This is a genomic window from Sporosarcina sp. NCCP-2331, from assembly GCF_023707945.1.
Taxonomy (GTDB): domain Bacteria; phylum Bacillota; class Bacilli; order Bacillales_A; family Planococcaceae; genus Sporosarcina; species Sporosarcina cascadiensis.
The window spans coordinates 141,546-156,041 of sequence record NZ_BRCD01000001.1 but is presented as its reverse complement, the minus strand read 5'-3'; the positions used below and the strand labels follow the sequence as shown (position 1 = coordinate 156,041).

The 14,496-nt window shown below is 46.1% G+C and carries 16 protein-coding genes; 7 read left to right on the top strand and 9 right to left on the bottom strand.

Going from position 1 to position 14,496, the window contains the following annotated elements:
- Positions 1-286 precede the first annotated feature (286 nt).
- The 6 genes from pxpB (at position 287) to NCCP2331_RS00750 (ending at position 5,863) form a co-directional block, all read left to right on the top strand.
- Positions 287-1,003 carry a 5-oxoprolinase subunit PxpB gene (gene pxpB / locus NCCP2331_RS00775; protein ID WP_153721632.1) on the top strand — a complete coding sequence of 239 codons (717 nt, stop codon included), beginning with the start codon at positions 287-289 and terminating at the stop codon, positions 1,001-1,003.
- On the top strand, positions 1,003-1,962 hold the full coding sequence (locus NCCP2331_RS00770) for a 5-oxoprolinase subunit C family protein (protein ID WP_153721633.1): 960 nt from the start codon (positions 1,003-1,005) through the stop codon (positions 1,960-1,962). The genes pxpB and NCCP2331_RS00770 overlap by 1 nt, the downstream gene beginning before the upstream one ends.
- Positions 1,963-2,066: 104 nt before the next feature.
- Positions 2,067-3,113, top strand: coding sequence for a TRAP transporter substrate-binding protein (locus tag NCCP2331_RS00765; protein WP_251667841.1), 1,047 nt, complete (start codon positions 2,067-2,069; stop codon positions 3,111-3,113).
- Between the two features lie 111 nt (positions 3,114-3,224).
- Positions 3,225-3,764 carry a TRAP transporter small permease subunit gene (locus tag NCCP2331_RS00760; protein ID WP_153721635.1) on the top strand — a complete coding sequence of 180 codons (540 nt, stop codon included), beginning with the start codon at positions 3,225-3,227 and terminating at the stop codon, positions 3,762-3,764.
- A 34-nt stretch (positions 3,765-3,798) separates the two neighbouring features.
- Positions 3,799-5,091, top strand: a complete 1,293-nt coding sequence (locus tag NCCP2331_RS00755) for a TRAP transporter large permease (protein WP_251667839.1) — start codon at positions 3,799-3,801, stop codon at positions 5,089-5,091.
- Between the two features lie 13 nt (positions 5,092-5,104).
- A complete protein-coding gene (locus NCCP2331_RS00750) occupies positions 5,105-5,863 on the top strand; it encodes a LamB/YcsF family protein (RefSeq protein ID WP_251667837.1) in 759 nt (252 codons plus the stop codon).
- 235 nt (positions 5,864-6,098) lie between these two features.
- Here NCCP2331_RS00750 and NCCP2331_RS00745 read toward each other — a convergent pair whose 3' ends face one another.
- From NCCP2331_RS00745 to NCCP2331_RS00730, 4 genes are all read right to left on the bottom strand, one after another.
- The gene (locus NCCP2331_RS00745) at positions 6,099-7,106 is read right to left on the bottom strand and encodes a FecCD family ABC transporter permease (RefSeq protein ID WP_251667835.1); all 1,008 of its coding nucleotides are present in this window, start codon (positions 7,104-7,106) and stop codon (positions 6,099-6,101) included.
- A complete protein-coding gene (locus NCCP2331_RS00740) occupies positions 7,103-8,110 on the bottom strand; it encodes a FecCD family ABC transporter permease (RefSeq protein ID WP_251667833.1) in 1,008 nt (335 codons plus the stop codon). Before NCCP2331_RS00740 ends, NCCP2331_RS00745 begins: the two co-directional genes overlap by 4 nt.
- Before the next feature lie 77 nt (positions 8,111-8,187).
- The gene (locus tag NCCP2331_RS00735) at positions 8,188-9,120 is read right to left on the bottom strand and encodes an iron-hydroxamate ABC transporter substrate-binding protein (RefSeq protein ID WP_251667951.1); all 933 of its coding nucleotides are present in this window, start codon (positions 9,118-9,120) and stop codon (positions 8,188-8,190) included.
- A complete protein-coding gene (locus tag NCCP2331_RS00730) occupies positions 9,120-9,917 on the bottom strand; it encodes an ABC transporter ATP-binding protein (protein ID WP_251667950.1) in 798 nt (265 codons plus the stop codon). Before NCCP2331_RS00730 ends, NCCP2331_RS00735 begins: the two co-directional genes overlap by 1 nt.
- Positions 9,918-10,037: 120 nt before the next feature.
- Here NCCP2331_RS00730 and NCCP2331_RS00725 point away from each other — a divergent pair, with 120 nt between their 5' ends.
- Positions 10,038-11,084: an NAD(P)/FAD-dependent oxidoreductase gene (locus tag NCCP2331_RS00725; protein ID WP_251667831.1), complete on the top strand. Its 1,047-nt coding sequence runs from the start codon at positions 10,038-10,040 to the stop codon at positions 11,082-11,084.
- Between the two features lie 4 nt (positions 11,085-11,088).
- Here NCCP2331_RS00725 and NCCP2331_RS00720 read toward each other — a convergent pair whose 3' ends face one another.
- The 5 genes from NCCP2331_RS00720 to NCCP2331_RS00700 all read right to left on the bottom strand — a co-directional run bounded on the left by NCCP2331_RS00720 (position 11,089) and on the right by NCCP2331_RS00700 (position 14,253).
- Complete coding sequence (locus NCCP2331_RS00720; protein ID WP_251667829.1) at positions 11,089-11,835, bottom strand: alpha/beta fold hydrolase; 747 nt, start codon at positions 11,833-11,835, stop codon at positions 11,089-11,091.
- Positions 11,836-11,854: 19 nt separating this feature from the next.
- Positions 11,855-12,475, bottom strand: coding sequence for an MOSC domain-containing protein (locus NCCP2331_RS00715; protein ID WP_251667948.1), 621 nt, complete (start codon positions 12,473-12,475; stop codon positions 11,855-11,857).
- A gap of 442 nt (positions 12,476-12,917) precedes the next feature.
- Positions 12,918-13,379, bottom strand: a complete 462-nt coding sequence (locus NCCP2331_RS00710) for a spore coat protein (RefSeq protein WP_153721642.1) — start codon at positions 13,377-13,379, stop codon at positions 12,918-12,920.
- A 67-nt stretch (positions 13,380-13,446) separates the two neighbouring features.
- Entirely contained in the window at positions 13,447-13,779 is a 333-nt protein-coding gene (locus NCCP2331_RS00705) for a hypothetical protein (protein ID WP_153721643.1), read from the bottom strand.
- Positions 13,780-13,920: 141 nt separating this feature from the next.
- A complete protein-coding gene (locus NCCP2331_RS00700; RefSeq protein ID WP_153721644.1) occupies positions 13,921-14,253 on the bottom strand; it encodes a DUF5658 family protein in 333 nt (110 codons plus the stop codon).
- Between the last annotated feature and the right edge of the window lie 243 nt (positions 14,254-14,496).

Below are 14,496 nucleotides of genomic sequence, written 5' to 3'. Positions count from 1 at the left end.
TCTATGTATACTTATTACTATATAAGTTGAATTAAACTTTTTACATCATAGGGAAGCTATGTTCTATCTACTCAGTTGATTGGAGTGCAAGGCGGCGACTCTGGGAGGATCAGCCCGACAGGTGATGACAACTTAGGGGAGCGAAGCGACCAAGTTGGCTCACCGCGGGCCCTCCAGAACGCGTCCGCCTGGAACGGAAATCAACGGTACTAGGTAATTTGAAGAATGCTTATTTATTAATTCAACTTATATAGTCAATTAGGTTTATCGAATAGGAGAATACATTATGCAATTTGATTGTCGGCCTGCAGGTGATTGTGCTGTTTTGATTTCATTTGAACAGAACGTTTCTGAGGACATAAATGAAAAAGTCATCCGATTAACCGAATGCATTCAGAAAGCAGAGATTCATGGGGCAGTGGAATTAGTTCCTGCCTTTGCCTCTTTGATGGTTTACTATAATCCTCTGCAAATCACTTTTAATGAATTGAGGGACCTCATCCAGTCCATAGATGTATCAGAGCCAAGCCGAATGAAAGTAGAGCGGACTGTGCATGAGATTCCGGTATGGTATGGCGGCGAGGCAGGACCTGATCTGTCTTTTATAGCGGAGTATCACAATTTGACAGAAGATGAAGTTATACGGATCCATGCCAAAGAAACCTACCGCGTTTATATGATCGGTTTCGTCCCGGGATTTCCCTATTTGGGAGGATTGGATTCCAGAATACATACACCCCGATTAAAATCACCGAGATTGCAGACACCCGCAGGATCAGTCGGCATTGCCGGTCAGCAGACAGGTATTTATCCACTGAGTACACCGGGAGGCTGGAGAATCATTGGGAGAACTCCTGTACCGCTTTTCAGACCCGAACAGACTGAACGTCCTGTATTGATTTCCGCAGGAGACGCAATCCGCTTTATCCCTATTACAGAAGAGCAATATTCCTCATTACTGAATGAAAACACTCCGCAAAAAAAGGGAGGCAGCCCGATATAATGAAAAGCACGGCAGTATTGGAAGTAATAAAACCTGGAATGCTTACAACTATTCAGGATCTTGGCCGCTCAGGCTATCAGCAATATGGAATTGTAGTGTCAGGCGCAATGGACAAGTATGCCATGCGGATGGCTAATTTATTAACAGGCAATGAAGAAAATGCAGCTGTGCTGGAAATTACGCTGACAGGCCCCGTGTTTACCATTTTAGAAGACTGCAAGATCGCCATAACAGGCGGAAATCTATCTCCTTCCGCTGATGGGAAATCCATTCCTTTGTGGACTGAGATTGATTTGCCAAAGGGTACGGTTTTGAAATTTGGCCCAATTATAGATGGATGCAGAGCATATTTGGCAATTAGGGGAGGGTTTGATTCACCGCTTCTGATGGGCAGCCGCTCAACTTATCTGCGCGCAGAAATTGGCGGGTATAAAGGTAGAAAGCTGCAAAAAGGTGATGTACTCTATACATACGATTCTCCGACAGAAATGAAGAAAGGGTATCGAAAGAGTCTTCACAGTGAGCTGATTCCTGAGTACTCCAATGAAATTATACTGCGGGTCATCAAGGGACCGCAGTGGGATGCTTTTACGCCGGACAGTCAAGAGAAGTTCTTAGCGAGTACTTATGAAATATCTGCTCACTCGGACCGGATGGGCTATCGGCTGCAGGGTGAGCGCTTGGAAACCAACCTTACACAAGAGCAAATTACCGATCCTATTCCTAACGGTGCGATTCAAATACCGAGCAACGGCGAACCGATACTTTTATTAGCAGACAGGCAGACAACAGGCGGGTATCCCAAAATCGGCGTAGTCGTGACGGTCGACTTGTTTAAAATCGCGCAGGGAAAGCCCGGCGACCGTATATCCTTTGAAGCGATTGAAATAGAAGAAAGCCACCTCCTGCTGGCAGAACAGGAAAGCGCTTTCAATTTGCTGTCTGTTAGTAATCGGTGAGTTTACAATAAAAAGATTATAAAACTACGCGACTTTGAAGGAGGGACGAGGTAGTGCTGGATGGAATGTAGTGACAGTAAAATATATGAGGGGGAACTCAAAACATGAAAAAACAAATGACACTTGCAGCATCCGTATTATCTTTATTCTTAGTATTGGCGGGCTGCGGAAATGACAAAGCAGACGGCGACAAAGCCAGCGGAAGCGACGGCGGAAGTTCGGACAAGCCGGTCAGCTGGGTAGCCAACTCTGTATACCCGGAAAACAACCACAATGGCGAAGGACTGAAGGAATTTGCTGAAAAGCTGGATGAAGCAACAGACGGAAAAGTGAAATTGGAAGTACAGCTGGGTGGAGCTCTTGGCTATGAAGGACCTGAGCTTTTATCTGCTGTGCGTGACAACGCAGTACCGGTATCAGATATCTTAACGAGCGGTGTGGCGGGCGATGAGCCTTTATTCGAAATTGTTACATTGCCATTTTTAGTTCAAAGCTTTGATGAAGGAAAAGTTCTGAATGATATTGCACGTCCTTATTTTTACAAAATGGCGGAAGAAAAGTGGAACCAAAAGATTCTTTATATCGCTCCTTGGCCGGCTGCAGGTTTCTGGACAAAGAACGAAGTAAAGTCTTTGGCTGATATGAAAGGTTTGAAGATGCGCACGTATGACAAAAACGGAGCATTGGTAGTAGAAGCTGCTGGCGGAACACCTCACCCGCTGCCGTTCAGTGAAGTGTATTCTTCGTTATCTACCGGCGTAATTGATTCTGTATTGACGTCCACTCCGACTGGGGTAGATGCGAAGTTCTGGGAAGTTCTTGATTACTATGTACCTGCCAACGTAACAATGGCAACAAATTTTGTTTCTGTAAACTTGGACGAACTGAACAAGTTGGATAAGGAAACACAGGACAAAATCATTAATGCAGGCAAGGAAATGGAAGAGAAAATGTGGGAAATCGGTGCAAAGCTAGATAAAGAAATGGAAGCCATCGTTAATGAAAATGGCATCACGACGCTTGAGCCAAGCCAGGAGTTTATGGATAACTTAGCGGAAGTAACAGAAGATATCAGACAGGACTGGCTGAAGACTGCGCCGCCTGAAGCAAAGGAAATCATTGAAAAGTTCAATAAAGAAGTTGGACGTTAATCTGCTTCTTTGAATAGAGTAGAAAGCTCTTGGCGGATTATTCAAAAGAATGCCAAGAGCTTTCTATTGAAATTTGATGAATCTATTTTTTGCGGAAAGGGGATAGACAGCATGAGAAGATTTATACGGATCATCGATGCACTTTCTCAATTTTTTGGGATTCTTGCCGGTATATTTATCATGGCGGGTGTCGTGCTGGTAATGGGTGAGATTGTCGTTCGGAATTTATTCAATGGCACGCTCTATATTACTCAGGAATACACAGCGTATTTCATGGTGGCGATCACCTTTTTCGGTTTAGCCTATACACTTAAAGATAAGGGTCATATCAGACTGGAGTTTTTATACAGGGTAGTGAAGACTGGAAAATCCCGTGCCATGCTAGAGATTTATGCGTTAGTGGTCGGACTCATCTTATTTATTATTATCACCTATGCAACAACGAATTACTTTTTAGATGCTGTTACAACTGGCAAACGTTCTATGCAGATCTCCAAAACGATGCTTGCCATACCACAATTTGCTATGCCTTTTGGTTCTTTACTTATTTCACTTCAGTTTGTCGCGGAAATCTTTAAATGTATCTTGCAGATTAAAAATAAAGATTACGGCGAACAGCATGAAGAAGAAATTGATATACTGGGCCGTTAACAATAGCATTTATTGAGATGAAGGGGGACTAGCCTTGAGTTTAGCCGTTGTATCAATCACATTAATAGGTCTCTTAGTCCTATTCTTAGGAAGTACCATATGGGTGGGCGTCTCGCTGTTTCTTGTGGGAATTGGCGGTTTGATGTTCTTTACGAGCAGCCCTCCGATGACCATCATGAACAATATCCTTTGGAACAACACCAATAGCTCCACTATGCTTGCGTTGCCATTATTCATTTTGATGGGTGAAATTTTATTTCGCAGTAAAATCTCTGAGAATTTGTTCAAAGGACTGACGCCTTGGATCAGTTTTCTGCCGGGCCGCCTGATTCATGTTAATATCGCGGCAAGCAGTCTGTTTGCGGCAGTGAGCGGATCTTCTGCAGCTACGACTGCAACTGTCGGAAAGATCACATTGCCTGAGTTATCGAAACGCAATTACGACCGTTCCCTGAGTTTGGGATCACTTGCCGGGGCGGGAACGCTTGGCTTTCTGATTCCTCCAAGCATGATGATGATCGTCTATGGAATTGTTGCGGATGTCAGTATCGGGAAACTGTTTATCGCAGGAATTGTCCCTGGAATTATCCTGGCGGCCGGATTGAGCGGCTATATCATTATCAGATGCCTAATTAATCCAAGTCTTGCAGTGGGGGACGAGAAATATTCCTGGGCGTACCGGTTCCAGACATTGCCTTTGATTTTGCCGGTCATTGTACTGATCGTGCTTGTATTGGGAAGTATCTATTCCGGTTGGGCGACGCCGACCGAAGCAGCATCCGTGGGTGTTGCCGGATCTTTGGTCTTTGCCTTATTCTCGCGGACGTTAACAATCAGCATTTTCAAGGAAGTCCTGCTGGCAACGGTGAAAACGAGTACGATGATCATGCTGATTGTCGCGGGAGCTTCTTATCTGTCAGTCGTTGTAGGCTACTTGAATATGCCGGCCAAGTTGACGGCGTTTATCTCAGAGATGGGATTATCGAGCTATATGCTGATTGTCATTTTAACAATTATGTACATTATTTTAGGCTGTTTACTGGACGGTTTTTCAATGATTGTGATGACTATGCCGCTGGCGTTGCCATTAATTGTTGCGGCCGGCTTTGACCCGTTGTGGTTCGGTATTTATCTGATCTTTATGATCGAAGTAGCACAAATTACGCCGCCGGTCGGATTTAACTTGTTTGTGATTAACGGGATGGTGGAAGAGGACATATTAACAATCGCAAAATATGCCCTGCCTTCTTTCTTGATCATTCTGCTGATCGTAGCTGTTGTGACCGTCTTCCCGGAAATTATTTTATGGCTGCCAAATAAAATGTAGAGGTGAAGAATGAATGGTGAAAGTAGATTTGAATTGTGATTTGGGAGAGAGTTTCGGAAATTTCAAAGTAGGAAATGACGAGGTGGTCCTGCAATATGTAACATCCGTCAACGTGGCATGCGGCTTTCATGCCGGTGATCCTATTGTGATGCAGAAGACAGTAGAAATGGCGCTGGATAATAACGTGGCAATCGGCGCGCACCCGGGCTTTCCGGATTTATTGGGCTTCGGGCGCAGACAGATGTTCATCACTCCTGCTGAAGCAAAGGCCTATGTACTGTATCAAGTGAGTGCGCTGAATGGTTTTGTGAAAGCGGCAGGCGGCACATTGCAGCATGTCAAACCACATGGTGCATTTTACAATATGGCGGCCAAGGATTATGAGCTGGCACGGGGGATTGCAGAAGGCGTGCATGCAGTGAATCCCGACTTAATTCTCATGGGACTTGCAGGTGGAGAATTAATCCGGGCGGGGAAGGAAGTCGGGCTGCAGACAGCGTGTGAAGTGTTCGGCGACCGCCGGTATACGTCTGACGGCAAGTTGATGGACCGCAGCGTCGAAGGCTCCGTGATTCATGACAAGCAGGCAGCAGCCGATCAGATACTGGATATGGTTCTGCATGGCAAAGTGCGCACGCTCGACGACGAAGAAGTCCGCGTCGAAGCAGACAGCATCTGCGTCCACGGCGATAATTATGAAGCGGTGGAGCTGGTGAAGGAAATCAGAAGATCGCTGACTGAAAAGGGCGTTGAACTGAAGGCACTGCGCTAAGCAGAATGAAAAAAAGGACCATCCAGCACTAGCCAAGGTGGTCCTTCTTTTTATTGTGATTGAAGAAAACAGAGAATGGTGCAGTGAATAGCAGTTTTGGTTCGTTCGTTAAGCTGTTTGGTGCGGTGAAGCAGCCTAAACGCGCGTTTGCGGCGATGTTTGGCTCGTTTCCAGCCGTTTTTGGCGCGGTGACGGACGACTTTCGCGCCCCAACCCTTTCATTCAGCCGCAAATCCTACTTCTTCAACAATAAATAGCAGAAATAAGGTGCCCCGATCAGCGAAACGATGATGCCGGCGGGAATGCCGTCCGGCTCTAAAATATTCCGCCCGATCGTATCCGCCAACAGCAGCAAAAAACTGCCGATCAGAATGGCGATCGGTAAATTCATGCGGTGGCGCGGACCAATGAGGGACTTCGCGATATGAGGCGCCATCAGGCCAACAAACGCAATGCCACCGGTAACCGATACGGCAGAAGCAGCCAGTGCCACTGCAGTCAGCAGCAAAACCAGGCGCTCGCGCTCTACCGACACCCCGACTCCTGTGGCCAGCGATTCATTCAGCCCTAAAAGATCTAATCGATGGGCTTTATACAAAGCAAAAGGTATCAGTACCAGCAGCCAAGGCAACAGAGCCCAGATAAACGGCCAGTCAGTACCCCAAATATTACCGGCTATCCACCTGGAAATGAAATCAACCTTTTCCCGTTCAGCCGATGAAATAATGACAACCATGATCCCCGAAAGAGCCATAGAAAATCCAATCCCAACGAGTACAAGCCGCATAGGCTGCAGTCCGGTTTTTCGGCTATACGCAAACAGATAAATGAGGATGGACGTCACCAGTGCTCCTGCAAATCCTGCCAGAGGCAATAGCAGTGAGAATAAACCGGCTTCAATCGGAATGAAAAGGAAAAATAGGGCGATTGCCACACCGGCACCTGAATTAATTCCGATAATTCCGGGATCAGCCAGATCATTTCGTGTAATTCCTTGTAAAATAGCTCCGGATAGCGCAAGTGCAGCGCCAGCCAGAAGTGTAATAAGTATTCGCGGAAGCCGAATGGAAAACAGGACGAATTCTTCTTTGAACGTTCCCTGGCCTAAAAACACAGGGATGATTCGGTTCCATTCGATCGATGCATAGCCAAGTCCCATCGCAACAGCGCTCAGCAGCAGTATTAAAACAACTAAGCAGCCAACCAGAAGACGCTGTTTTTTTCGTATACGGGGAAGAATCATGAGAATGCGCGGCCTCCTTTACGGACGATCACCAAGAAGAATGGCAGTCCGATCACAGCAATGAGTGCGGCTACCGGCGTTTCAAACGGCGCCTGCAGCGTCCTGCCGAGTATATCCGCCAGCAGCATGAAGCTCCCGCCGATGACGGCCGACACAGGAATGATGAACCGGTAATCTGTACCGACGATGGCCCTCACAATATGAGGAATCATTAAGCCAACGAACGCCAGATTACCGACTAACGCCACAGCGGACCCTGCCAATAAAATAATGACAACGAAAAGAATCGCCTTAACTTTGAAAGTATTTTGTCCAAGCCCGATTGCCACTTCTTCATTTAGACTCAGCAAAGTCAGCTGGCGGGACAGCAGAACAGCGATGAATATTCCTGCCAGAATGACAGGAACGATTATTTGCAGCTGTCCCCATGTCGTGCCGATGACTCCGCCTGCCGTCCACATGGAAACATTTTTAGAGATTTTAAAATACAGTCCGACTCCTTCTGCAATCGCAAAAAGAAAAGTGGATATGGCAGCACCTGCCAGAACGAGACGAATTGGCGCAAATCCTCCGCGTTTGGCAGAGGCGATGCCGAAAACCAGAAGAGCACCGGCAGCTGATCCAATGAAACAGGCAATCATAATTCCGAAATAATTAACACCGGGCAGTAATGCGAGAGTGATCGCCAAAGCGGCATTGGCTCCGGCAGTCAGCCCGAGCAGCCCTGGATCTGCAAGTGGATTCCGGGTCATGCCCTGCATGATAGCCCCTGAAACTGCCAGTGCGGCGCCGACAGCCAGCGCGCCGATTTCCCGCGGCATGCGGATCTCCTTTAAAATCATCGCACTGGATTCCTTGCTGCTCGTAAATGACAGCCGTACATCGCGCCATGAAGTGTGAGCGGCGCCAAGCTTCATGGCAAGCATGAAGATAGCCAATAAAAGCAGCATACTGGCCAGCAGTTTTATGCTTAAAGGGATTGTTATTTTTCGCTGTTCTTTCATTTGCTCCGCTCCTTGCCTTTTCCGTTCATTAGAAAAGGATCCTCACTTCCGATGGGAGGGGGATCCGTTTTCGATTATTATTTCGTGCCTAAAAAGTGCTCTTTAAAGAATCCAAGCTGGTAGTCCAGTGTCAGCGGATCGTTGAAATAGAATTCATCTCCGTTGGCTACAAATACGCGATCATTCTTCACTGCAGGAATATTTTTATAGGTTTCTGTTTCCATGAAGGAATTATCCGCTGCATCGAACATACTCAAGATCATATAATCTCCCGCAAACTCAGGAAGCACTTCAGAGGACAGTGCGTAATAGCCCGGTTCCATCGCCGCTTCTTTTACTTTCTCAGGCATAGCCAGTTTCATTTCCTGATAAAGAATTTCTGTGCCGCGGCCCCAGCTGTCACCGTAAACATATAAGTCTTTATCAAACTTTTCGACAACAGAAACCGTAGCATCTTCACCGATTTTTTCCTTGATCTCTTTACCTGCATCCTGTGCACGCTGTTTGAAGTCTTCTACCCATTTCGTTGCTTCTTCTTCTTTGTTCAGCAATTTTCCGATTTCAATATGCTGTGTCAGATAATCAAAATTGCCGTATGTATACGTCACAGTCGGCGCAATTTCTTTCATTTTGTCAATGTTTTTAGTGGTATTGAACCCGATAATCAAATCTGGTTCAAGCTCGATGATTTTCTCGATATTTTCCTCGGATACCTCTTCCACATCTTGTAATGCAGACTCAAAACGGGGATTTGACTTCGACCATGAATCGACGCCGACCAAGTTGACACCCAGTGACATGACGTTACCGGCAAAACTTGCCAGTACAACAACTCTCTGAGGATCAGCAGGAACTTCCACCGGGCCTTCTTCAGATTCGTACGTAATCGTACCGCTTTTTCCTTCGTCCTCTTTCGGTGCAGATTCAGTCGACTTGTCTTCCTGCTTATTTCCGCAGGCTCCTAACACCAATGCCATCAGCAACAGTGCCGGCAATATAAACTTTTTCATCATTCATTGTCCCCTTTATATAGATCATATGTAATACATAATGGTTTTCCGGTTCTCGGATCCGTTCCAATCTCTGCGTCAATCCGGAACACTTCACGCAAAATATCCGGCTGGATGACATCCGCACATTGTCCTGCACGGACAATTGTCCCGTCTTTCATTGCGATAATGAAATCGGCAAAACGAGCGGCCTGATTCAAATCATGCAATACCATCACAATTGTACGTTGCTGTTCTTTGTTCAATTTTTGGAGAAGTTCCAGTACTTCGAGCTGATGCGCCATATCCAGATAGGTTGTCGGTTCGTCGAGAAAGATAATATCTGTTTCCTGTGCGAGAGCCATCGCAATCCAGACCCGCTGCCGCTGACCGCCTGACAGTGCATCGACTTCACGGTATTTGAAACCGCTTGTATTTGTCACATCGAGCGCCCAGTCAATGACTTCAATATCATGTGCCGTCAGACGTCCCATCGCATTTTGATAGGGGAATCTGCCGTAAGACACCAGTTCACCGACTGTCAAACCGCTTGCGGCTTCCTGTGTCTGCGGAAGAATCGCCATTTTGCGTGCCAGCTTTTTCGTATGCTGTTTCGCAATATCCCCGCCGTCAAGTACGACTTTGCCGGATTGATGAGGGATCAGACGTGTGACCGCTTTTAGAAAGGTGGACTTCCCGCAGCCATTTGCACCAATAATTGCAGTTATCTGCTGATCCGGTATCTGTACGGATAGATCCTTGACAATGATCCGGTCATCATATGCAATTTGTAAATTTTCTGTGTATAAGCGCACCATTTCCTGAATTCCAGCCTTTCCCGCAAGATAATCGTTGATAATGATTCTCATTTTCAGTACAATGAAAACTATAATTCGAAACGCTGTCATTGTCAAATACTTTTTAAAGGGGAAATTACTGTGGAAAGAAAAAATATCTTGGACATTACCATCATTGGCGGGGGACCTGCGGGACTGTACTCTGCCTTTTACAGCGGTCTGCGGGAAATGAAAGCGAAAATTATTGAATATCAGCCGCAGCTCGGCGGGAAAATTCATGTCTATCCAGAAAAAATGATCTGGGATATTGGAGGCGTTACACCGGCACCCGGTGCGCAGGTAATCGAGCGGCTGGTAACACAGGGGCTGACTTTTAACCCGGAAGTCGTGCTGAATGAGAAAATCACCCAGATAGAAAAGTCAGAGGAAGGATATTTCATTTTGCAGGCGGCTTCAGGAACCATTCATTACAGTAAAACGATTATTTTGGCGACAGGTACGGGAATTTTGAATCCGCAAAAGATTGAGGTTGAAGGGGCAGAGCGGTTTGAAGTGACTAACTTGAATTATACAGTGAAGTCATTGGGCCGTTTCAAAGGAAAGACGGTCCTGATTTCAGGCGGAGGAAATGCAGCAATCGACTGGGCCAATGAACTGCAGCCGATTGCTGAGAAGGTTTATTTAACGTATCGCAAAGATAATTTGAATGGGCATGAAGCGCAGGTGAGGCAGTTGCTCGAAAGTGGAGTGGAATGCCATTTCAATACGAATATTTCCCGTTTCATTGCTTCGGACGATCATAGCAGAATTGAGAAAGTGGAGCTTCAGCACAATGAAGACGGTTCTCATATAGCGGTCAACGTTGACGAAGTAATCATCAATCACGGCTATGAGCGGGATACTTCCTTGATCGGTGACCAGCAGCTCGGCATTCAATTGAACGAGCATCAGCAAATTGCCGGTACTTGCAAGAGTGCGACATCGGTTGACGGCATGTTTGCGGCGGGTGACGTATTGAGTCATGAAAGTAAAGTCCACTTAATTGCAGGTGCATTCCAGGACGCTGCAAATGCGGTGAACTGCGCAAAAACCTATATAGACCCGCAGGCCAATGAAAACGGAATGGTTTCTTCGCATAACGAGCTGTTTAAAGAGAAAAACCGTGAATTAATCAAGCAGCTTATTTGAAGTATTAAAGCGAATTCTGAAGCCAGCGGGACAGCAGCCGGTTAAACGCGTCAGGCTGTGCGACAGGGAATCCGTGCCCCATATCTGATATTAAAATAGATTGAGAACCAGGCAGCCGGGAGAGCAGTGCCGCCGATTCTTTCACCTGCCGGGTTTCTTTCGTGCCGACAGTTGCCAGAAGACGTGTAGTGCTGCCTGCCAGGTTTTCCGGCAATGAGTAAGCAAGGTTTTCCTGCAGCATTTCCGTCAATGTCCCGCTTTTCATTTTCTTACTGGTTGCATAATATGATTCAAAGTACTCTTCATTTACATACAGCTGCCGCGCCTGAATCCTGGCGAACTGACGGTTTTTTATAAGCGGATAAGTCAGTCTGATCATCGGTTTGATGAAAGGGACAGCGTACTTCATTGGTTTTACTAATGCACTGTTGATCATGGCAGAATGAAAGAAATCCGGTGCCAGATGGATCATTTCCAGACAGACTTGTGCGCCGATGGAAAATCCTGCTATATGTATGGGTTTGCCAAAGTCTTTTTGCGCAAGCAGTGCCAGCATCTCCTCGGCATTTTCACGGATTGAAAACCCGCTGTCTCCGCTGCGGGCACCATGTCCTTGAAGTGTGGGCACCAAAATATGAAAATCCACGCTGAAATAGGGGATTTGCTGCTGCCACATCCATGCGCCCACACCTCCGCCATGAATGAACAGCAAGATTTCACCTGCTGTATTGCCGTATTCTTCATAGATCATTCTGCTGTCATCCTTTCCATCAGACTGTCTGAAGTTTTTCCATGCGTGCAGCCAATTTCTTCTGCCATTCTGCTGCTAATGCGTCGACTGCTGTGATTTTTTTCATCGCTTCCAAATCACGTGTGCCTCTAAAATAGATTTCATTTGCATAGAGAATCGAAACTGCATGAGGATCGCGTTCCAGAAGGGTAATCATTGAATCGGAGCATACGATGCCTTCTTTCAATGTCCGGCATAAATAGCCGGTGAATCCTGTATCAATCAGTTTCTTCATAAGATCTGGCAGGCCTGTCCGCATATTGATCGTGCTGCAGGGTACCCGTCCCTGTGTGACTTGGATGACGGCATCGCCCACTTGGAAGATATCTCCGATGCACACATCTTCTTCGAGCATTCCGGACACCGTTAAGTTTTCTCCGAACGTGGAAGAGGGCAATGTGCAGGCAAATTCCTTTTCCCAGTAAGCATAATGTTCAAAAGGATAGATACATACCGCACGATCAGGTCCGCCGTGGTGCTTCGTGTCCGCAATCCCGTCTCCCTGGAATCCGTCTGCAGAAAGAAACGCTTCTTCCGATGATTGCTTGCAAATTGCACTGACATATTCTTTTCCTTGCACAGTCTTCAGACTGCTCGGCATTCCGATGGATAAGGTTCGTAATTCAATTCTGGTTTTCAATAAAACTCCTTCTTTCTATCCGTTTGTTGCTGCTATTATACATGAGGCCCGAGCTATGAAGGAAGCACAATCGTCCCGTATTTACTATGTACATTGCACGAAAGTATTTTGTAACAGCAGAATGAAGCCGGTTTGATCATTAAAGCCACTTTATTGCTCATTAAACTGTGCAACCGCTCATTCGCAGTCCGCGACCGCGCATTCACAGCGTCTGAGTGATCATAAACACTTGCCAAGCGCTCATAACAGCCATTCAACCGCTCATTGAAATTCCTTCTGCCCGAAGAATCAGGTGTGGCCAGAGATTCGACTTCGAGTATTTTACATGAAACACGCACAGAACAGTCGAAACCGAATATACTAGAAATGAAAGATAGGCTATCGCATGGATAGCCTATTTTTCTTACAGAATGTCCAGTTGAGCAACAAGTGCAACCAAAACCTGAAGCAATAGCTGCAATGAAATCGCTACATCTGTGTCTACTGTGGTTACTTCAATATCACGGCTATTGACAATAATCAGTCTCTGCCGGTTTGTCTGGCGAATTTGAGATCTTTCCAACAACTCTGCTGTAACTCTTTCTGCGCGTGAACTGTCAGCGATAGAAATGTTGACAACAATTGCAATGGCAACCTGAAGCGCTGCCTGCAAAGATACGGCAACCTGGGTATCGGTCGTACTGACACGGATATTGCAGGAATCCCGAATGACAATCAGTTCATTAGACAGCTGGTCAATTTCTGAAGAAACTTCTGCGTCAGCCCCTGTATTGTTGTCGTTATCCCCGGAACAAGGGTTGCAGGGGTGCTGTGCAGAAGAATCCAATGCAGACCACTGTTCTTCATCATGTGAATAGTAACTCATAGCTTCATCCCTCCTCTCTCTTACTAGTAAATGCGCAGGAAACCGTTTGAACTGAACGAATTGACCATTAGTTGTTCTCTTTATTTTCATTCGGGTTTTCGCTGCTCTCCTTCTTTTTGGATTTTTTCAGAAATGCCTCTCTGAGCGGATTGACGTCAGACTTCACCGCCTCTGATTCGGCAGTATCCGCCTCAAATGTTGTTTTTGTCTGCAAAAAGTCCTCTACTTGTGTCTTGAGTTGTTCGACGGTCTTCTTCAGGCTTTCTCTCTGCTCGTCGGAAATCCGTCCTTTTGCCTCTTCCGTATTAATCTGGTTTTTTCTAAATAAGTCTGCAATAAAAATTTCCATTAGCTGGCCGGATAATCCGTATAAGTTTTCTCTATGGCTCTTTTCTTCCAATTAATTCACCTCCTATTTCCTATATATATTCAGAATGAAAAGGAACGTCAGGGCGTCTGGCTGCCATATACATATTCCGTGTCTAAACAAAAAGAGCAGCCGAGGGAATAACTCCCTCAACTGCTCTTTCATTTGTGAATATTAGATCGCCACTGCAATCAGCCAGAAAATATGCAGACAGATCACAGTGACATATAGAAACAAGGCGCTCGTTAGCCCGATTCGCAGGAATATTCCCGTTTTGCCGGCTGTCACGAGATACAGCAGCAGAAGCGGCAATCCGATTTTGACCGTGTAATACAGCACAATGCTTTTCTCATACATAAATGAAACGAGCAGATTGGCTTCTTGGATGTGTCCTGCGCGCAATCCATAATCAGTGAAGACAGCATCTAATAAACATAAGCAGGCTAATAGGAAGCTCGCGTTCAATAGGCGGCTTCGTTCGAGCGGCAAGTCTTTTGAGGCATCCATAATCTCCACTCCCAATCAGTATAGTAAATAGATAGGATGAGCAAAAAGTGTATATTTTATTCATATAAATTTCGGATCTTCACCAAAACATGTGCTTGACAGTTTACTTGATGAGCAGTTTGAGATTTTTCGTGATTGCGCAGTATAGAGGAGGTGGAAGGATACCGTTTCCCTGCGTTCCAGGCGGACGCGTGTCCTGCGGGCCCTCGGTGAGCCAAGCGAACAGCGAAGGGTTCGCTTTGC

Coding starts and splice junctions, on each gene's coding strand:
- pxpB (WP_153721632.1), top strand. CDS start 287: ATGCAATTTGATTGTCGGCCTGCAGGTGATTGTGCTGTTTTGATTTCA.
- NCCP2331_RS00770 (WP_153721633.1), top strand. CDS start 1,003: ATGAAAAGCACGGCAGTATTGGAAGTAATAAAACCTGGAATGCTTACA.
- NCCP2331_RS00765 (WP_251667841.1), top strand. CDS start 2,067: ATGAAAAAACAAATGACACTTGCAGCATCCGTATTATCTTTATTCTTA.
- NCCP2331_RS00760 (WP_153721635.1), top strand. CDS start 3,225: ATGAGAAGATTTATACGGATCATCGATGCACTTTCTCAATTTTTTGGG.
- NCCP2331_RS00750 (WP_251667837.1), top strand. CDS start 5,105: ATGGTGAAAGTAGATTTGAATTGTGATTTGGGAGAGAGTTTCGGAAAT.
- NCCP2331_RS00745 (WP_251667835.1), bottom strand. CDS start 7,106: ATGATTCTTCCCCGTATACGAAAAAAACAGCGTCTTCTGGTTGGCTGC.
- NCCP2331_RS00740 (WP_251667833.1), bottom strand. CDS start 8,110: ATGAAAGAACAGCGAAAAATAACAATCCCTTTAAGCATAAAACTGCTG.
- NCCP2331_RS00735 (WP_251667951.1), bottom strand. CDS start 9,120: ATGAAAAAGTTTATATTGCCGGCACTGTTGCTGATGGCATTGGTGTTA.
- NCCP2331_RS00730 (WP_251667950.1), bottom strand. CDS start 9,917: ATGGTGCGCTTATACACAGAAAATTTACAAATTGCATATGATGACCGG.
- NCCP2331_RS00720 (WP_251667829.1), bottom strand. CDS start 11,835: ATGATCTATGAAGAATACGGCAATACAGCAGGTGAAATCTTGCTGTTC.
- NCCP2331_RS00715 (WP_251667948.1), bottom strand. CDS start 12,475: ATGCCGAGCAGTCTGAAGACTGTGCAAGGAAAAGAATATGTCAGTGCA.
- NCCP2331_RS00710 (WP_153721642.1), bottom strand. CDS start 13,379: ATGAGTTACTATTCACATGATGAAGAACAGTGGTCTGCATTGGATTCT.
- NCCP2331_RS00700 (WP_153721644.1), bottom strand. CDS start 14,253: ATGGATGCCTCAAAAGACTTGCCGCTCGAACGAAGCCGCCTATTGAAC.